16 protein-coding genes and 4 pseudogenes are annotated in these 19710 nt (G+C 40.6%); 14 read left to right on the plus strand and 6 right to left on the minus strand.

Annotated elements, in window-relative coordinates:
• Positions 1–61 precede the first annotated feature (61 nt).
• Both ArsFIN_RS19710 and ArsFIN_RS19715 read left to right on the plus strand, forming a co-directional pair.
• Positions 62–1036: a hypothetical protein gene (locus tag ArsFIN_RS19710; protein WP_135678287.1), complete on the plus strand. Its 975-nt coding sequence runs from the start codon at positions 62–64 to the stop codon at positions 1034–1036.
• Between the two features lie 491 nt (positions 1037–1527).
• Positions 1528–2502 (plus strand): hypothetical protein, encoded by a 975-nt coding sequence (locus tag ArsFIN_RS19715; protein ID WP_135678289.1) that lies wholly within the window; start codon positions 1528–1530, stop codon positions 2500–2502.
• Positions 2503–3246: 744 nt separating this feature from the next.
• Here the strand turns inward: ArsFIN_RS19715 and ArsFIN_RS26580 are convergent.
• Positions 3247–3384: pseudogene (locus tag ArsFIN_RS26580) on the minus strand (IS91 family transposase); the annotation flags it as partial.
• 87 nt (positions 3385–3471) lie between these two features.
• Here ArsFIN_RS26580 and istA (ArsFIN_RS19720) point away from each other — a divergent pair.
• The gene (gene istA, locus ArsFIN_RS19720; RefSeq protein ID WP_246067500.1) at positions 3472–4131 is read left to right on the plus strand and encodes an IS21 family transposase; all 660 of its coding nucleotides are present in this window, start codon (positions 3472–3474) and stop codon (positions 4129–4131) included.
• Positions 4132–4185: 54 nt separating this feature from the next.
• Positions 4186–5180 (plus strand): annotated as a pseudogene (locus tag ArsFIN_RS19730) (IS3 family transposase); the annotation flags it as partial.
• A gap of 29 nt (positions 5181–5209) precedes the next feature.
• On the opposite strand, the gene ArsFIN_RS19735 reads toward ArsFIN_RS19730, so the two are convergent.
• The 3 genes from ArsFIN_RS19735 to istA (ArsFIN_RS19745) form a co-directional block, all read right to left on the minus strand.
• Positions 5210–6369 (minus strand): IS3 family transposase gene (locus tag ArsFIN_RS19735; protein ID WP_135677411.1). Its coding sequence is split into 2 segments (ribosomal slippage): positions 5210–6090 and positions 6090–6369, totalling 1161 coding nucleotides; the frame shifts between segments, so codons are not numbered across the junction.
• Between the two features lie 43 nt (positions 6370–6412).
• Positions 6413–6838 (minus strand): ATP-binding protein, encoded by a 426-nt coding sequence (locus tag ArsFIN_RS19740; RefSeq protein ID WP_276489427.1) that lies wholly within the window; start codon positions 6836–6838, stop codon positions 6413–6415.
• Entirely contained in the window at positions 6825–7865 is a 1041-nt protein-coding gene (istA, locus tag ArsFIN_RS19745) for an IS21 family transposase (protein ID WP_135678296.1), read from the minus strand. The genes ArsFIN_RS19740 and istA (ArsFIN_RS19745) overlap by 14 nt, the downstream gene beginning before the upstream one ends.
• A gap of 75 nt (positions 7866–7940) precedes the next feature.
• Here istA (ArsFIN_RS19745) and ArsFIN_RS19750 point away from each other — a divergent pair, with 75 nt between their 5' ends.
• The 9 genes from ArsFIN_RS19750 to ArsFIN_RS19790 all read left to right on the plus strand — a co-directional run bounded on the left by ArsFIN_RS19750 (position 7941) and on the right by ArsFIN_RS19790 (position 16905).
• Entirely contained in the window at positions 7941–9302 is a 1362-nt protein-coding gene (locus tag ArsFIN_RS19750; protein WP_135678299.1) for a hemagglutinin repeat-containing protein, read from the plus strand.
• A 57-nt stretch (positions 9303–9359) separates the two neighbouring features.
• The gene (gene istA / locus ArsFIN_RS19755) at positions 9360–10400 is read left to right on the plus strand and encodes an IS21 family transposase (protein WP_135677417.1); all 1041 of its coding nucleotides are present in this window, start codon (positions 9360–9362) and stop codon (positions 10398–10400) included.
• The gene (istB, locus tag ArsFIN_RS19760; RefSeq protein WP_135677409.1) at positions 10387–11148 is read left to right on the plus strand and encodes an IS21-like element helper ATPase IstB; all 762 of its coding nucleotides are present in this window, start codon (positions 10387–10389) and stop codon (positions 11146–11148) included. The genes istA (ArsFIN_RS19755) and istB overlap by 14 nt, the downstream gene beginning before the upstream one ends.
• Positions 11149–11262: 114 nt before the next feature.
• On the plus strand, positions 11263–12843 hold the full coding sequence (locus ArsFIN_RS19765) for a DUF637 domain-containing protein (protein WP_135678301.1): 1581 nt from the start codon (positions 11263–11265) through the stop codon (positions 12841–12843).
• Between the two features lie 10 nt (positions 12844–12853).
• The gene (locus ArsFIN_RS19770; protein WP_034250646.1) at positions 12854–13069 is read left to right on the plus strand and encodes an Imm31 family immunity protein; all 216 of its coding nucleotides are present in this window, start codon (positions 12854–12856) and stop codon (positions 13067–13069) included.
• Between the two features lie 151 nt (positions 13070–13220).
• The gene (locus ArsFIN_RS19775) at positions 13221–13739 is read left to right on the plus strand and encodes a hypothetical protein (RefSeq protein ID WP_026824309.1); all 519 of its coding nucleotides are present in this window, start codon (positions 13221–13223) and stop codon (positions 13737–13739) included.
• A 433-nt stretch (positions 13740–14172) separates the two neighbouring features.
• Positions 14173–14733, plus strand: a complete 561-nt coding sequence (locus ArsFIN_RS19780; RefSeq protein WP_135678306.1) for a 3'-5' exonuclease — start codon at positions 14173–14175, stop codon at positions 14731–14733.
• A gap of 224 nt (positions 14734–14957) precedes the next feature.
• Positions 14958–16097, plus strand: a complete 1140-nt coding sequence (locus ArsFIN_RS19785; protein ID WP_071846932.1) for a hypothetical protein — start codon at positions 14958–14960, stop codon at positions 16095–16097.
• A 7-nt stretch (positions 16098–16104) separates the two neighbouring features.
• Positions 16105–16905, plus strand: a complete 801-nt coding sequence (locus ArsFIN_RS19790; protein ID WP_246067501.1) for an Rpn family recombination-promoting nuclease/putative transposase — start codon at positions 16105–16107, stop codon at positions 16903–16905.
• 155 nt (positions 16906–17060) lie between these two features.
• Here the strand turns inward: ArsFIN_RS19790 and ArsFIN_RS19795 are convergent.
• Positions 17061–17444: pseudogene (locus tag ArsFIN_RS19795) on the minus strand (transposase); the annotation flags it as partial.
• A gap of 77 nt (positions 17445–17521) precedes the next feature.
• Between ArsFIN_RS19795 and ArsFIN_RS19800 the strand changes: the two are divergent.
• Positions 17522–18721 (plus strand): IS91 family transposase, encoded by a 1200-nt coding sequence (locus ArsFIN_RS19800; protein ID WP_135678308.1) that lies wholly within the window; start codon positions 17522–17524, stop codon positions 18719–18721.
• A gap of 154 nt (positions 18722–18875) precedes the next feature.
• Here the strand turns inward: ArsFIN_RS19800 and ArsFIN_RS29180 are convergent.
• Positions 18876–19706, minus strand: a pseudogene (locus ArsFIN_RS29180) (IS91 family transposase); the annotation flags it as partial.
• Positions 19707–19710: the final 4 nt, after the last annotated feature.

The following is a 19710-nucleotide window of genomic DNA, read 5'->3' on the forward strand; positions in this document are numbered from 1 at the left end:
ATATATGGAGATCACCCAATACATTTTAATTACGAATAAAATAGATAAAAGGAACAATATTATGTCACTGTCTATTCAAAGTAATTCCTTATTTTCATTTAATAGAACACTTAGCAATGAAAATATTAAACACGCTATTGAAAGTTCGTCAAAAGAAGAAGCTACAGATATTGGAATATGGGAGAAAATTAAAGATTGGTTTTGTGGAAGCGATACACGCGAAGCATTGGAAAAATTTTACGAATTAACACACAACAATGACGAACTTAATACTAATTCAATGGTAAAAAAGATCGTAGCTTTTTATCAACTAAAAGAAATGGCATCTCCTATTTATCAAGATAAATTTGAAGCATCCATTACCCAAAATGAAGATGGCATTTATACTTTTTCCTTTTCCATTAAAGATATTATGAGAGAACGTTTACTAATATACGGAACTTCGAACGATATCTGTGATATTAAAAGAAAAGAATTAACTAATAATAGTGAACTCTTAGACAATAATACGGTTATTCATGAAGGAATTGATGCCGCTTTAAGTAAAGTAAAATATGATAATGAGCGAAATAAACTAGAAGGTATTACTTCAGCAAATCAAGGAAGAGTTGGACTGCATTTGTTAAGCGACAAAACGAAACAAGAAATGGCGATTGATCAGAGCTTGTTGCAAAGATGGATTACACTGCAAATGAAATGCTTTGATTATTATGCGATACAACGTTCTTCACTAGATTCAACGGATGGTATAGATATAACAAGCGTAATAGGAACAAAAAATGAATGGGTTTATCATTTTGCTGAATCAATTGATGATGCAAAAAAACACACGCAAAAAATACTGGCTAAAATATTCAATGATTTTGCTGATTACCTACATAAGGCCAAAACTGATACAAATATAAATAAACTATATGAAGAATCAGAGTTACTCAAAAAAATAGATAGTCATATACTAGAAAACAACAAAGAATATCCCTTAACGTCGGAATATATCAAAAAGCTGTATAGTCAAATAGAGAATCAATCCCATTGAATTATACGAACCTAAAAATACATCCACTTGTAGTTCTTAATTCAAATCCAATATCCTCGAATAATACACATGTTCGAGGATGTTTACATTATGACCAACAAGCATAAAAAAAGCCCGCCATAAAGTAGCGGGTTTCCCTGATATCTGGTGTGATGCGACTCAAAATCAGAAGTGGCGGTATTTCATAATTGATTTTAGAAGTTATGACCTAATACCGAGTTATTAGCAAATAAAAAAATCAATCTGTCGCTAAACGCTTGGCAGGAGCGCTAACGCGAGGGTTCATTGCTACCCGATAAGTCCCCCCTGGCTGCGGCGGTTTTCGATTCGGTTATCTTTGCGATTGCAATCTGCCGCCTTCTATATCCTGATGGACATATTTAAAAATATCTGTTATAGTTTCAGATATCCACCCGTTACGCATTACCCCATATATGGAGATCACCCAATACATTTTAATTACGAATAAAATAGATAAAAGGAACAATATTATGTCACTGTCTATTCAAAGTAATTCCTTATTTTCATTTAATAGAACACTTAGTAATGAAAATATTAAACACGCTATTGAAAGTTCGTCAAAAGAAGAAGCTACAGATATTGGAATATGGGAGAAAATTAAAGATTGGTTTTGTGGAAGCAATACACGCGAAGCATTGGAAAAATTTTACGAATTAACACACAACAATGACGAACTTAATACTAATTCAATGGTAAAAAAGATCGTAGCTTTTTATCAACTAAAAGAAATGGCATCTCCTATTTATCAAGATAAATTTGAAGCATCCATTACCCAAAATGAAGATGGCATTTATACTTTTTCCTTTTCCATTAAAGATATTATGAGAGAACGTTTACTAATATACGGAACTTCGAACGATATCTGTGATATTAAAAGAAAAGAATTAACTAATAATAGTGAACTCTTAGACAATAATACGGTTATTCATGAAGGAATTGATGCCGCTTTAAGTAAAGTAAAATATGATAATGAGCGAAATAAACTAGAAGGTATTACTTCAGCAAATCAAGGAAGAGTTGGACTGCATTTGTTAAGCGACAAAACGAAACAAGAAATGGCGATTGATCAGAGCTTGTTGCAAAGATGGATTACACTGCAAATGAAATGCTTTGATTATTATGCGATACAACGTTCTTCACTAGATTCAACGGATGGTATAGATATAACAAGCGTAATAGGAACAAAAAATGAATGGGTTTATCATTTTGCTGAATCAATTGATGATGCAAAAAAACACACGAAAAAAATACTGGCTAAAATATTCAATGATTTTGCTGATTACCTACATAAGGCCAAAACTGATACAAATATAAATAAACTATATGAAGAATCAGAGTTACTCAAAAAAATAGATAGTCATATACTAGAAAACAACAAAGAATATCCCTTAACGTCGGAATATATCAAAAAGCTGTATAGTCAAATAGAGAATCAATCCCATTGAATTATACGAACCTAAAAATACATCCACTTGTAGTTCTTAATTCAAATCCAATATCCTCGAATAATACACATGTTCGAGGATGTTTACATTATGACCAACAAGCATAAAAAAAGCCCGCCATAAAGTAGCGGGTTTCCCTGATATCTGGTGTGATGCGACTCAAAATCAGAAGTGGCGGTATTTCATAATTGATTTTAGAAGTTATGACCTAATACCGAGTTATTAGCAAATAAAAAAATCAATCTGTCGCTAAACGCTTGGCAGGAGCGCTAACGCGAGGGTTCATTGCTACCCGATAAGTCCCCCCTGGCTGCGGCGGTTTTCGATTCGGTTATCTTTGCGATTGCAATCTGCCGCCTTCTATATCCTGACGGACATATTTAAAAATATCTGTTATAGTTTCAGATATCCACCCGTTACGCATTAGTTACGCATTACCCCATATATGGAGATCACCCAATACATTTTAATTACGAATAAAATAGATAAAAGGAACAATATTATGTCACTGTCTATTCAAAGTAATTCCTTATTTTCATTTAATAGAACACTTAGCAATGAAAATATTAAACACGCTATTGAAAGTTCATGGTTAGGAATCTCAATCAATACAGTAAGGCATTAATGGAGGTGTTTTGAACTCAATATTTCTATTAAATTCTGACAGTTTTCTCGTTGATTAACCATGAGAACAGTAATTCGGTTAAATTATCATCTAAAAGCCTAATAATAGGCACACTGCTCCTAGGTTGCGGTTTGTAACCATCGTTTTTTGACCATTTTATCCCGCCTTTCTGACAGTAAAGTGACGGCGTGTATTCCTTTTTCCGCACTCATAAACCGCAATCGGTTTCCACATAAAATACATTGGTACGGGTCAGTGTCACCGATCATGCAAAACTGATCCACTAACGATCATCTAAAACTGATCCACTTGGTATTATTCGCACATTTTTGTACGGATAATTTATGTTAACCAAGGAGATATTTGTGGATATTCATGTTCGCTTTGCACAAGGACAAAGCCTTCGAAAAATTGCCAGTGAGTTGGGTATATCCCGTAACACCGTAAAACATCATTTACAACAACAGACAATGCCAACTTATGCTAAAAGAAGTCAACAACCGACTAAATTATCCCCCTTTAAACCTTATTTGCTTCAGCGAATTGAACTGGCTAAACCTGATTGGATCCCTGCAACAGTCTTATTTGATGAGGTAGTTGAAAACGGCTATCAAGGTGGTATTGCTCAATTACGCCGATTTGTTTGTCAATTTAAACCAAGCATTGTTCCCGAAGTAGTCGTCCGTTTTGAAACACAGCCAGGTCAACAAATGCAAATCGACTTCACCAGCATCCGGCGAGGTAAAAAATCGCTGAAAGCGTTTGTTGCAACGCTAGGCTATTCGCGTGCGAGTTATGTAAAGTTCTTTGATAATGAACGAGCAGAATCGTGGCAGCAAGGTTTAAGAGAAGCTTTCGACTACTTTGGTGGTGTACCACAGGAAGTATTGTGTGATAACGCAAAATCCCTCATCATCGAACGGGATGCTTATGCAGAAGGTGATCATAAATTACATGTCGAAATGCTTCAAATGTCGAAAGATTACGGGTTTGTAGTGGTCTAATAAAACTGTAGAGATTTATAGCTTATAATTAAGCAAAATCTTATAGGTATAAATATGACCCGAAAAGTAAAAGTAACCTTTAGCGGAAAGCAAAAACTGGAATATGCAAAACTCATGGTTGAAGGTGGATATAGCAATATCCAAGTTGAAAAAATATCCGGTGCGGGTAAATCTGCCGTATCACGATGGAAGCAACAATATCTTGCCGAGTTAAATGGGAATACGCCTGTAAAATCAAAAGCGTTAACACCCGAGCAACAGCGCATACAAGAATTAGAAGTTCAACTTAAGCGTGCTCAGAGGGATAATGACATATTAAAAAAAGCCGCGGCTTACTTCATCCTCGACAATCAAAACTCAAAATTGTGAAGCAACTGAAAATCATGTACCCCAATTTTACGGTCACTGAGTTATGCCATCTTTTTGAAGTAAGCAGCAGTAGTTTTTATTATGAAACGAAAATACCGACAGTTGAAAATGAAAGACTGTGTGGCGAAATCAAACGTATTTTTTATACATCGGGTCAAATTTATGGCAAAAGACGTATTCAAGCCGAGTTAAAGGGTTTAGGGCACCAAATTGGCACTTATAAAATATCGAACATCATGAAATTAAATCAATTAGTTGCAATTAGACCAACGAAAAAGCACTACTATCACTCATCGGGTAACGAACATCGATATGCCCCTAATTTGCTTAAACGACAATTTTCCCCTGAACAGCATAATCACTATTATGTCGGGGATATCACGTATATTAGACATCACTATGGGTGGAGCTATTTAGCCTGTGTGTTGGATTTAGCCACCAAAGAAATTATTGGTTATGCCTTATCAACAAAACCGGATTCGAAATTAGTGAAAGAAGCCTTAGATAACGCAATTGAACGGCAATTACCGGATACGACAAGTTTGATGTTCCATTCAGATCAAGGTTGCCAATATTCATCGGAGGAGTTTAGGGCGCACCTCTTTGAACGGAAAATAACTCAAAGCATGAGTCGGCGAGGTAATTGCCTCGATAATGCCGTGATGGAAAGATTTTTTAGGTGTAATGGTCAACAAATTCTGTAGAAGATCTAAGCGGCATTTTTTAGTTCATGATATTTTTGATGTGGCGTTAAATAACCAATCGTTGAATGGCGTCGATAATAATTGTAAAACTGAATATAATTTTCAACTTCACAGACAACAGATTGATGATTCATAAACGATAAACGGTTAAGTCTTTCTGTCTTTAAACTCCTAAAAAATCTTTCCATCACGGCATTATCGAGGCAATTACCTCGCCGACTCATGCTTTGAGTTATTTTCCGTTCAAAGAGGTGCGCCCTAAACTCCTCCGATGAATATTGGCAACCTTGATCTGAATGGAACATCAAACTTGTCGTATCCGGTAATTGCCGTTCAATTGCGTTATCTAAGGCTTCTTTCACTAATTTCGAATCCGGTTTTGTTGATAAGGCATAACCAATAATTTCTTTGGTGGCTAAATCCAACACACAGGCTAAATAGCTCCACCCATAGTGATGTCTAATATACGTGATATCCCCGACATAATAGTGATTATGCTGTTCAGGGGAAAATTGTCGTTTAAGCAAATTAGGGGCATATCGATGTTCGTTACCCGATGAGTGATAGTAGTGCTTTTTCGTTGGTCTAATTGCAACTAATTGATTTAATTTCATGATGTTCGATATTTTATAAGTGCCAATTTGGTGCCCTAAACCCTTTAACTCGGCTTGAATACGTCTTTTGCCATAAATTTGACCCGATGTATAAAAAATACGTTTGATTTCGCCACACAGTCTTTCATTTTCAACTGTCGGTATTTTCGTTTCATAATAAAAACTACTGCTGCTTACTTCAAAAAGATGGCATAACTCAGTGACCGTAAAATTGGGGTACATGATTTTCAGTTGCTTCACAATTTTGAGTTTTGATTGTCGAGGATGAAGTAAGCCGCGGCTTTTTTTAATATGTCATTATCCCTCTGAGCACGCTTAAGTTGAACTTCTAATTCTTGTATGCGCTGTTGCTCGGGTGTTAACGCTTTTGATTTTACAGGCGTATTCCCATTTAACTCGGCAAGATATTGTTGCTTCCATCGTGATACGGCAGATTTACCCGCACCGGATATTTTTTCAACTTGGATATTGCTATATCCACCTTCAACCATGAGTTTTGCATATTCCAGTTTTTGCTTTCCGCTAAAGGTTACTTTTACTTTTCGGGTCATATTTATACCTATAAGATTTTGCTTAATTATAAGCTATAAATCTCTACAGTTTTATTAGACCACTACAGGTAAAGCGGGTTTTCTTCTTGGCCTGTACTGCTTTTAATCCTAACCCAATAGCTAAATGCGTTTTGCCTACACCGCTTGGGCCAAGCAACACGACATTTTCATTACGTTCAATAAACGTTAATGCGCTTAATTCCTGTATGTGTTGTTTGGGGATCCCCGTTGCAAACTTAAAATCGAACGTATTAAGTTCTTTATGTGCTGGGAATCCTGCCATCCGACTCAAAAGATTACGAGTTCGTTCATCTCGTTGTTGTTGCTCACATTTTAACAGGGACAGTAAAAACTCTCCGTAGCTTTTGTCTTGGGCAATGCATTTTTCGGCAAGTGATGACCAATGAGTCGGAATAGAATTTAATTTCAATGACTCACACAGGTGTTCAATTTGTTCATGCAATAACATGTTCACCTCCCAGTAATGCTTCGTATACGCTGATTGAGTGTTGCAAACTGACAGATTCAAGGGGCGGTACGATAGGGATATTAAGCGTATTAGTCTGTGGGATAGATTGGCAAACCCTTGCTGGTAAGGGTAGAAGAGACTTAACTTCCTTAGCTAATCTATCTGCTGGCTTCTCTAACGTTGTTCCATGAATTCGCTGATGGGCAACGCGTTGTAACCATGGACCCACTTTTGCATTAGCTATTTCAATATCCAGTTCAAGATTATGAGCACGAAGGTCGGTGTTTAATGGCACGATAAAGCTGTTTTTTAAATAGTGGTTAAAGCGCTCTACTTTCCCTTTCGTTTTTGCCCTGTAGGGCTTGCAAGCCTTCAATTTAAACCCGTAATCTTTCGACATTTGAAGCATTTCGACATGTAATTTATGATCACCTTCTGCATAAGCATCCCGTTCGATGATGAGGGATTTTGCGTTATCACACAATACTTCCTGTGGTACACCACCAAAGTAGTCGAAAGCTTCTCTTAAACCTTGCTGCCACGATTCTGCTCGTTCATTATCAAAGAACTTTACATAACTCGCACGCGAATAGCCTAGCGTTGCAACAAACGCTTTCAGCGATTTTTTACCTCGCCGGATGCTGGTGAAGTCGATTTGCATTTGTTGACCTGGCTGTGTTTCAAAACGGACGACTACTTCGGGAACAATGCTTGGTTTAAATTGACAAACAAATCGGCGTAATTGAGCAATACCACCTTGATAGCCGTTTTCAACTACCTCATCAAATAAGACTGTTGCAGGGATCCAATCAGGTTTAGCCAGTTCAATTCGCTGAAGCAAATAAGGTTTAAAGGGGGATAATTTAGTCGGTTGTTGACTTCTTTTAGCATAAGTTGGCATTGTCTGTTGTTGTAAATGATGTTTTACGGTGTTACGGGATATACCCAACTCACTGGCAATTTTTCGAAGGCTTTGTTCTTGTGCAAAGCGAACATGAATATCCACAAATATCTCCTTGGTTAACATAAATTATCCGTACAAAAATGTGCGAATAATACCAAGTGGATCAGTTTTAGATGATCGTTAGTGGATCAGTTTTGCATGATCGGTGACAATCAGCAATATACCCTGCTCAATAAGCTTGAAGCAGCAGAAGAAATCAGCCTGGTGGCCGGCAATGATTTAATTTTACGCGGCTCACAATTAAATGCAGGTAAACACCTGATACTGCATGCAGGTCATGATATCGACATGCATGGCAAAGCGTCTCCGCCGGTTCCGGCCCCTTTATTTGCCTTATCTCGCCTGTCGGAAGCGGGTACCAGGGTGACTTCCGGTGACGACCTGTCTATCTACGCAGGTCGGGATATTGTTGCCCAAGCTTCGACCTTATCTTCCCAAAAAGGCAATGTCACAGTCAATGCGGGTCGAGATATGATGTTATCGGCACAGCAGTACTCGCCGATTAACGATGCGCAAAAAAAATCGGTTTACGCCACCACCCACATTAAATCGGCAAAAAAACTGAATCTTTCCATCGGCGATAAGTTTTCAGCGTATGCATCGGATTTAACCTCAAACGGTCATTTCTTTTTAACGTCGAATGGGAACATGACCTTTAATGCCTTACAGGAATACCAAAATGAGGGGAATACTGAAAAAACCACCCAACACATCACCCAGCTTAACAGCGGCGGAAACCTGACCGTTCTCTCTAATGGCAGTATCTTGTTCCAGGCGACCAAACTGGTTGCTAAAGGCGCAATGGACATTGCGGCGAAAGGGGGATTTCTCTTCGCGCAGGCGATGGAAGAAACCTACAGATGGGAAGAAACAAAGAAAAGTTGTAACCGTTTTTTAGGGATTAAATCTTGCCGCGTTTTTGGCTCCGAAACGCAAACTCGCCAAAAAAGCAATGCCACCAATAAAGTCACCGAGTTTACCGCCGACGGCAATATCACGCTAATGGCAAGAGATGATATCACCCTCGAGGCAACTAAGGTTAATACACAAAAAAATGCCAAACTAACCAGTCAAAAAGGGAAAATTAATTTTAAAGCGGTTAACAATACGGCCTTTGAACAAACGATTACCGATAGCAAAGGCTTCTTTATTACCCATCAGGATAAAGGCTTTGCCGAAAATAAATGGGTGCTACCGAGTCTCCATTTGGGCGGTAAGCTGGTCTTAGAGGCTGCAAACGGTCTTTCAGCAGATGTAAAAGTAAAAGAAGGCCAGTCATTTGAGCAGGCGGTGGCGGTATTAAGCCATACCAAGGGATATGAGTGGCTTAATGAAATCAAAAATCACAAAAACGTAAACTGGACGGTTGTAAAAGAGGCTTACAGCCAGTGGGATAAGAAAAGTGAACACCTTAATCCCGTGGTGAGTGGCGTGATTGCGATAGCGGTGGCGGCGGCGACCTACGGTACTGTCACCGATCATGCAAAACTGATCCACTAACGATCATCTAAAACTGATCCACTTGGTATTATTCGCACATTTTTGTACGGATAATTTATGTTAACCAAGGAGATATTTGTGGATATTCATGTTCGCTTTGCACAAGGACAAAGCCTTCGAAAAATTGCCAGTGAGTTGGGTATATCCCGTAACACCGTAAAACATCATTTACAACAACAGACAATGCCAACTTATGCTAAAAGAAGTCAACAACCGACTAAATTATCCCCCTTTAAACCTTATTTGCTTCAGCGAATTGAACTGGCTAAACCTGATTGGATCCCTGCAACAGTCTTATTTGATGAGGTAGTTGAAAACGGCTATCAAGGTGGTATTGCTCAATTACGCCGATTTGTTTGTCAATTTAAACCAAGCATTGTTCCCGAAGTAGTCGTCCGTTTTGAAACACAGCCAGGTCAACAAATGCAAATCGACTTCACCAGCATCCGGCGAGGTAAAAAATCGCTGAAAGCGTTTGTTGCAACGCTAGGCTATTCGCGTGCGAGTTATGTAAAGTTCTTTGATAATGAACGAGCAGAATCGTGGCAGCAAGGTTTAAGAGAAGCTTTCGACTACTTTGGTGGTGTACCACAGGAAGTATTGTGTGATAACGCAAAATCCCTCATCATCGAACGGGATGCTTATGCAGAAGGTGATCATAAATTACATGTCGAAATGCTTCAAATGTCGAAAGATTACGGGTTTAAATTGAAGGCTTGCAAGCCCTACAGGGCAAAAACGAAAGGGAAAGTAGAGCGCTTTAACCACTATTTAAAAAACAGCTTTATCGTGCCATTAAACACCGACCTTCGTGCTCATAATCTTGAACTGGATATTGAAATAGCTAATGCAAAAGTGGGTCCATGGTTACAACGCGTTGCCCATCAGCGAATTCATGGAACAACGTTAGAGAAGCCAGCAGATAGATTAGCTAAGGAAGTTAAGTCTCTTCTACCCTTACCAGCAAGGGTTTGCCAATCTATCCCACAGACTAATACGCTTAATATCCCTATCGTACCGCCCCTTGAATCTGTCAGTTTGCAACACTCAATCAGCGTATACGAAGCATTACTGGGAGGTGAACATGTTATTGCATGAACAAATTGAACACCTGTGTGAGTCATTGAAATTAAATTCTATTCCGACTCATTGGTCATCACTTGCCGAAAAATGCATTGCCCAAGACAAAAGCTACGGAGAGTTTTTACTGTCCCTGTTAAAATGTGAGCAACAACAACGAGATGAACGAACTCGTAATCTTTTGAGTCGGATGGCAGGATTCCCAGCACATAAAGAACTTAATACGTTCGATTTTAAGTTTGCAACGGGGATCCCCAAACAACACATACAGGAATTAAGCGCATTAACGTTTATTGAACGTAATGAAAATGTCGTGTTGCTTGGCCCAAGCGGTGTAGGCAAAACGCATTTAGCTATTGGGTTAGGATTAAAAGCAGTACAGGCCAAGAAGAAAACCCGCTTTACCACGGCAGCTGAACTGATGTTGCAACTCTCAACTGCCAAACGACAAAATAAGCTCAAACAATATCTATCACGTTCGGTGATGGCCCCGAAGTTGTTGATTATCGATGAGATTGGATACCTGCCGTTTGGGCGAGAAGAAGCAAACCTGTTTTTCAATGTGATTGCCAAGCGTTATGAGCATGGCAGTGTCATATTGACGAGTAACCTATCATTTGGGCAATGGCCAAGTGCTTTTGCTGATGACGCAACATTAACTGCCGCTATGCTTGATCGTTTACTTCATCATTCGCATGTACTGCAATTAAGCGGTGAAAGCTACCGATTGAAAGATAAGCGGCGCTCAGGAGCAATAACTGAGTAAAACAGTGGATCAATTTTGATTGATCGGATTTAGATAAAAAGTGGATCAGTTTTCGGTGATCGTTGACACGGTACCGCTGCCGCGGCCAATATCGGGGGTCTGGTCAGTTCGGCGGTGACCAGCGCAGGCGGCTTTCCGACCACCGCGGCGATTCTCTCAGCGTCAGCGCAATCGGGCTTTTCAGCGCTCGCCGCGCAGGCCGCTGTTGCGTTAGTGGAAAACAAAGGCAACCTGTCGAAAACATTATCTGCGCTCGGTAAAAGCGATAATGTCAAATCGCTGGTTACCAGTATGGCGATGGCAGGGGTATTTCAAGGGTTTGATATGGCGTTATACGGTAAAGCCACTGACCCCGCCATCGTCAGTTTACCGCAATTAAGTCATGGTGACTGGAGTCAGGCAGCGCAAAGAGTTGTGGGGCAAAGCGTGATTAGTGCAACGTTAGGCACGGCTATTCAAGGCGGAAGTTTTACTGATAATTTTAAAGCGGCCCTCTTAAGCCAGGTATCCGGTCAAGTCCATACCGAAGGGGCTAATTTTATTGGCACTCAGGGGGAAATACTTGGTTATCCAGGCAAAGCCCTTAGTCATGCCGTCCTTTCAGGCTTAACCGCTGAAATCAGTCGGGGAAATGTTAAGGGCGCGGTGGTGGGTGGATTAGCTGCTGAGCTGGCCGCCATTTCGTTGGGGGATAACCTGATTAACGCTGAGCAGTGGCAGAAAAAATCCGCAGCACAGGCGCAGTTAGCGCGGGCATTTGGAGGGATTGCCGGCGCAGTGTTTACGGGTCAGCCTGGAGGCGTGTACAGTGGCGCGACCGCTGCCGAGAACAGTTTTCGCTATAATTATTTATCCCATCACCAGCAAGCATTAATGGAAAAAGAGCTGGCGGCAACCCCGAATGATTTTAAAAAAGCGCTGATTTCCCTGAAATGGGGATACACTTCCCTTGACCAGGATGTCAGTCTTGGGGCGGGGATGGTGGCGGGCACGCCGGTTGGACTTTATGAGACCCTAGACGGGTTAGCTAACCTGGCGAGCAACCCGAAAGAAACGTATACGGCGATAAAAGCAGTTCTGCAAAGCGATGACACATTAGGCATTATAAGCGATGCAGTGAAACACTCGTATATCGCGCGTCTTGAGCGAATGGAAGCAGAATATCAAAAGGCCGGAACCGCAGGGGCCTTTAACGCGGGGCTCGAAGTCGGTAAAATCATTTTTGATATCGCCAGTACCCTTGCCGGGGGTGCGGGGGTCGCCAAGGGTGGTGCGATACTGATAGAGAAGGTTGTGGCGAAAGCGGCAAGTAAGGGGGAAGCCGCAGCGATAAATGCAGGAAAGACACCTTTTTATGTAGAGGAACCGCCCTTTAACCAGTCAGGTACAGGAGGTGCTGCTCAACCATGGTCGACTAAAGGCCGTATTAATCACGTGCAGTTACCTAATACAGGTAAAATTCGTTATGTGCCACCAGAAGGATACTCACCTTCTCAACCCTTACCCAGAGGGCCTAACAATGGTTACATCGACAAGTTCAAAAACGAATGGGTTAAAGGCCCGTCCCGTACAGCAGGGCAATCTTTCGAATGGGATATTCAGTTATCATCTCAAGGGAAATCTCAACTAGGTTGGGCAACAAGAGATGGATCTCACCTCAATGTATCTCTTGACGGAAAAATTACACATAAGTGATGTAATCACCATGAAAATAGATTTTTATCAGGAAGTGGAAGTCAGGGAGGGAGCTAAGAACAGCAACTACGCAAAATGTAAAGGTGTTGTTCTTGGTATCAGTGAAGAAGACGGAATTGTCTACGGCTACGCTGTCGCTATACACGGCAAAGAAAACACTGTTTACTTTGAAAAGGATGACCTAATTCCGACAGGTATAGCCTTTAAGCGAGAAGATTTCTACTAACAGAAATCCCGATCACCGCACCGTGCACAGTTGGCATTGACAATTATCGGCTTGAGCCGGTGAGCGAGATGCTAACGCAGCAAGCCAAAGGCGCTATCCCAGCAGCGAAGCCTGTATCGCCAGCTACGATCATCTGGATACTGGTAAGGTCATGGTGGTAGATATTCTGGGCAGTATCGATACCGCCTGGCGGCGTAGCGGCATCAAGGTACTGGATAATTTTTATAATCTGCTGGGCTATGACGCCAAAATTCTAATTGCGCCGGTCTATTGTACCCAGACCTCGGTCACGGCCGAGCTGGCGGCCTATGCCGACAAGCTCAAGGCCATCGCCTATGTGGATGCGCCGATTGGCAACACCTTTGCGCAGGCTATCGCCGGAGGCGACCATCTTGAGCCAGTCGTACAGCGACTGCATCAGCGGCGGGCTTTTCTCTTTCCTGAACGCCAGACGCGTTTGCGCCGGACAGCGAAGTCTGTCACCTGTGATAGTGTCCATCTAAATTTAAGTGGACACTATCATCTCCGGATTGACGATGATCTGACAGACGTCCTACACTGGGAGCTTACGCATTTGATGACAGAGCCTAGCAAGAAACTTTTATCAAACGTACAATCAAACCGTAAAATAGCCTTTTCAAAAAAGAATTGCTCTAAACAGGACTTATAGTGAATAAACAACCGCTTGCGGCAAAAATGGGTCTATCCCAACAAAGGTACGTGAAGTCCCACAGATTTTCGGATAAATGACTAATTCCAATAATTTTCTTCCAATTTAATTCCCCCTGATTAAATAGGCTGCTTACGCAACAGATATGAACGCTTATTCTGTTGTTCTGAAAACCAGCGTTTTTGGAATGACACTATTGCATGGCAGGCAGTCTCTATAAAGCCCCTAAATTATAACCGTTTACCTTGTTCCGAAACATGTGTTCCCCAATTCCCAAACGAAATGCAACAAAGTGAATCCTTGGTCATACATAGATAAACTTACTGTAATGACCGCATAAGAGATATTAAAACAGTTGCTGAATAGAGACTTGCATTTTTTGTCACGCTATAGACAATAAAAAGAGGGTTAACTTAGAAAATAACGGTTTGAAATGATCAACAAAGAGCGGTTGTTACGAGATAATCGTTTATGTAAAGCAATCATTGGATTATCAGTTGTAATGGTCAATGGGATAGAGGCTTATCGTATCGATGAATTGATTAACCTTCACTGGTTTTCACTCGGCAAGCGAAAAAAGATGAGTCACCAACGGCTTTACACCGAATATCGTAATTATGCGAATTATAAGCAGATGGCCAATGCCAGTGGTGACCAGGAAATGTTGCAATCTATCAAAATCATCGAAAAATTTACGCCATTACCGAAGAAAGTGGATGTTTTACGTAAACGAACCGTAGACACTGAAGAGGAAGCCAGCATTACTGTTACCACTGCCCACCGAGCAAAGGGATTAGAGTGGGATATCGTCGAAATCAACAATGACTTTCCGAATAATCTCTTTGACCCTAATATGGACAAAGCAGCCTTTAGAGATGAAGTCAATTTACTCTATGTCTCAGCGACCCGTGCTAAGAAGACACTCGTTATTAATAAATTGTTGGTAAATATTCTGGCTAAAGTTACTGAGAATGAAAAAACGGCACAGGCTTAATTCAGTAATGCCTCTAGAAGCGCTTGTAATCGATTTTGAGCCATTTCCTGTGATTAGTTATGAAAAAAGATACCAGTAACAAAAAATAAACGCACCAGAATGGATAGAGTGCGTTTTTGTATGGCTGGATTATGATGTCTGAAATGTAATGAATAAATAGCGTATTTAATATAGCCTAGTTGTTTGTAATAATAAAAATAAATTTTAGGAAAAAAGGAGATGTTATGCCACTTTCTATTCAAGGTCATAATTTATTTTCATTAAATAGAACGCTTAGCCATGAAGACGTCAAGCGCGCTATTGATAGCTCATCAAAAGAAGAAGCTACACAGATTGGCATATGGGATAAAATCAAAGATTGGTTTTGTGGAACCAACACAAGTGAAGCGTTGGAAAAAATTTATGAGTTAACACATGGCAATGATGAACCTGATACCGAATCCACTTTAAAAAAAGTGACTGCTTTTTACCAACTTAAGGAAATGGCTTATCCTGTTTATCAGGATAGATTTCAGGCAACTATTGCTCCAAACGAAGATGGGGCATATATTTTTTCTTTTTCCATTAAAGATGTCATGGATGAACGCGCATGGGTTTATGGAAAGACTGAAAAAGATATTGATTCTTTAAACCAAAGAGAATTAACCAATAATAGTGAGTTATTAGACAACATTATTGTTACCCGAGAAGGTCTCAATGTAGCGTTAAATCAAGTAAAATATGATGAACAGAAAAATCAATTAGAAAACGTTTTATTAGGTAATCAGGCAAGAGTCAATCTACATTTATTAGATAAAGAAACAAAGCAAGAAATGGCTATTAATCCGCGTTTGGCACAAAAATGGATTTCATTACAAATGAAATGTTTTGATTATTACGCTGAACAGCGCTTATCGCTAGAATCAGTTAAAGGATTGGATATCAGCCTTGTAATAGGAACAGAAAATGAATGGCTTTATCATTTTGCTGAATCAATTAACGAAATAAAAAGAAATACACAAGAAAATCTTGCCAAAGAATTTAATAATGAAATAAAGGAATTCAATGATTTAAATATCTATGCCAATCCTTATGAATTGAATAACGAACCTATATATTCTGAACCATATGACCAAAACGATGAACCCATATATTCAGAACCATATAATCAAAGCAATGAACCTATTTATGAAGATATTCAATTTAATTCATCAGAAATTTCATCTAATAAATATTACAAAGGACCAATAAATGGTGATGTTTATGCAAAAGTAGATAAAAAAAATATTGATAAATCAGAATTAATTAAAGAAATAGATAATTTTATTTTAGAGAATAGTGAAAGCTATCCATTAGCATATCAGCATGTTAGAAAGTACGCTTAAATCTTAAATGACTAAAAAATTCACCCCAACGCCCCATGATGCTATATTCAAGCAGTTTTTAAGTGAGAAAGAGACGGCAAAAGACTTCTTCGACATTTGGCTACCCGATGAGATTAAAGCGCTGTGTGACTTAGAGAGCCTAAAAGTGGAATCTGGCTCATTTATCGATAGTGAAATGAAAAATTACCAGAGTGATATTCTCTACTCTGTTAACACCAAGAAGGGAAACGGATATATCTATGTTCTCATAGAGCACCAGTCCACACCTGACAAGCTCATAGCATGGCGATTAATGCGCTATAGCCTTGCTGCCATGCAGAAACATCTAGAGGACGGAAACAAGCAATTACCCTTGGTGTTTCCCATCCTGTTTTATTGCGGTGAGCAAAGCCCTCACCCCTATAGCACGAATTGGTTTGATTGCTTTGAAGACAGAAAGCTGGCAGAAAGTATCTATACCAATCCCTTTAAATTAGCTGATGTCACCACGCTTGATGATGGTGAAATCATGCAACATAAGCGAATGGCGTTGTTGGAGCTCATCCAAAAGCACATTCGTAGACGGGATATGACCGAGCTAATGGATAGCATTGTTAAATTGTTGTCGTATAATTATTATACCGATAATCAAGTTATCACCATGTTTAACTATCTCATCCAAGAAGGTAATACCCAAAAGCCAATGGAATTTATCACCGAGATAGCTAAACAATCAGAGAAACACGAAGGAGCACTTATGACTATTGCTCAAGCATTAAAACAAGAAGGATTACAAGAAGGATTACAAAGAGGTAAACTTGATGGTTAGGAAATTGAATCGCTTTTAAAGTGAGTAGCAAAAGCCATCCCTTATTGCAAAAAGGAGATGGGGATCGATTTATTGTGTTTAGTGCCAGTTAACATTTCCTCAGAGAGTGTAATTTCTAACCTGATTTCCTTATTTTAGACACATTGATCCTGCGTTTAGCTGCGTAACCATCGCTTTTTCTCCAGGTTATGCAGTCTTTCTGACAACAATTCCGTTGCTTTTTTACCCATTTGCGCCCCGGTGAAAAGCAGCCTGTCGCCACACAGAATACATTTGTACGGATCGGTACGCAGAAATCCTTTCATCAGCACAGAAAAACCTGGGTTCTCCGGTTTTTTACGTGCCGTCATCTCAAGTGCCTTATACACTTTCGGCAATAGTTTTCCCCGTTTACGATTCGACAAAAAACCAGAGTAACGCACCATTTTAAAATGCCTGGCCGGAATATGGCTTATATAGCGTCTAATCATCTCTTCCTGCGGCAGAGTCTGCTGCCGATGCTGGCCAGTTCGGTGGTCATGGTAGTGATGAACATAAGCACGCCTTTGGCGTGAGCATCGCGGCAAAGGCGCTCTATTTCTAGGCAATTCCCTTCTCGTCTTTTATACTCTGCTCTATGTACATCCCCAGACCTGCAAAACTGCTATTTCAATACGATGACGGATGGAACCTTTTCATCGAAAATAATCACGTAGATGAATGGCAACTACTCTCTGTCGAAAAGATGCTCGCCTGCAGCACCTGCGCTATGGGCGTTCGCCGTTATTGCTGTTCTTCACCTGAATGCTCTCATTCACGCTTCTTTTGTCAAACCTGTAAATCCAAAGCCTGCAGTGCGTGTGGCCTCAAAGGCACCGAACAGTGGATTGCCCAGCAGCGCCATATTTTGCCGGATTGCGAATGGCAACATATTACCCTCACTATGCCTCACCTGCTTTGGCCTTTTTTTAACAATAACTGGTGCTTGCTCAACCAACTCTTTCGCTGTGCAACCCGCGCCATGCTCAAACACGCCAAGCGCCAAGGCCTCGAAATTGGCATTTTTTGTGCGCTGCATACTTACGGTCGCCAACTCAATCAACATCCGTATATTCATTTATCCGTCACGCGTGGGGGACTCACTCAATATGACACCTGGAAACCGATTTTCTTTAAAAAGAAAGACGTTGAAAAGGTCTGGCGCAGTGCGGTCATTCGACTCCTTAGGGATAACTATTTTCAGTTACAACCCAATAAATTGCCTGGCTTCGGGCACATTCGCAATTATCAGACCTGGTGCCGTTACCTCAATGCCCAGTTTCAACGTTATTGGAAAGTACATTTTGCCAAAAAGACACGCGGGGCCTGGCATAATGTGAAATATCTGGGCCGTTATCTTAAACGTCCCCCTATCTCCGCTTCTCAATTGAAACACTACAGCGGCGGCACCGTGGTTCATCATTACTATGACCACCACAGCCAACAATACAGACGACAGACCTTATCCCAAGAAGAAATGATACGGCGTTATGTCAGTCATATCCCTGCGCGACATTTTAAGATGATCCGTTATTACGGTTTTTTAGCCAATCGCAAACGCGGGGGCTTATTACCGAAGGTGTATGAGGCGTTAGACATGATATCTCCTAATGTGCCTGAAAAACCTGGGTTTGGGGCCCTTATCAAAGGTTTTTTAAATACTGACCCGTACCAATGTATTTTATGTGGAAACCGATTGCGGTTTATGAGTGCGGAAAAAGGAATACACGCCGTCACTTTACTGTCAGAAAGGCGGGATAAAATGGTCAAAAAACGATGGTTACAAACCGCAGCCTAGGAGCAGTGTGCCTATTATTAGGCTTTTAGATGATAATTTAACCGAATTACTGTTCTCATGGTTAATCAACGAGAAAACTGTCAGAATTTAATAGAAATATTAAGTTCAAAACACCTCCATTAATGCCTTACTGTATTGATTGAGATTCCTAACCATGAACAACGGCACCCCCTCGGTAATGCCGCAGTTTTGACGCAGATACCGGTGGGCGTTTAAGGTAGCGACCGAGGTACTTAACACTATGCCATGCCCCTTTCGTTTTTTTAGCAAAGTGCACTTTCCAATAACGTCCGTACTGCGCCCTCAAGTAACGCCGCCAATGTTTTTTGTCACGGATATGGCCAAGACCGGGAAGAAGGCCAGGGTTAATTAAATCATAACTGTGACGCAGTAGTCGGATAACAGCCCCTCGCCAGATTTCTTCGACATCCTTTTTTTTGAAAAACAGCTTTCGCCATACACTATGTTTACTATCCAAACCCCCTCGAGTGACGGAAACATGAACATGCGGATGTTGATTGAGTTGCCGGCCATAAGTATGCAAGGCACAGAAAATACCAATTTCGATACCCTGTTTGCGAACCAACTGCAGCATAGCTCGAGTGGCTGCCCGAAACAGAGCATTAAGTAGCGGCCAGTTATTGTTAAAAAAAGGCCAAAGGAGATGTGGCATGGTGAAAGTAATGTGTTGCCAGTCGCAGTCGGGTAAAATATGAACCTGCTGTGCTAACCACTACTCGGTGGCTTTAAAGCCACATGAACTGCAGGCTTTTGACTTACAGCTTTGGCAGAAAAAACGGCTGTGAGAACAATCAGACGAAGCGCAACAATAGCGCCGGACACCCATGGCACAAGTGCCGCAGGCAAGCATGCGCTCCACAGATAAACTCGTCCACGAACTAACGCTATCGCCGTATTTTTCGAGGAATTTATTCCAACCGTCATCAATGGTGAAAAGTAGTTTAGCAGGACGAGGGATATACATCTGA

It is taken from the genome of Arsenophonus nasoniae (assembly GCF_004768525.1).
Taxonomy (GTDB): domain Bacteria; phylum Pseudomonadota; class Gammaproteobacteria; order Enterobacterales; family Enterobacteriaceae; genus Arsenophonus; species Arsenophonus nasoniae.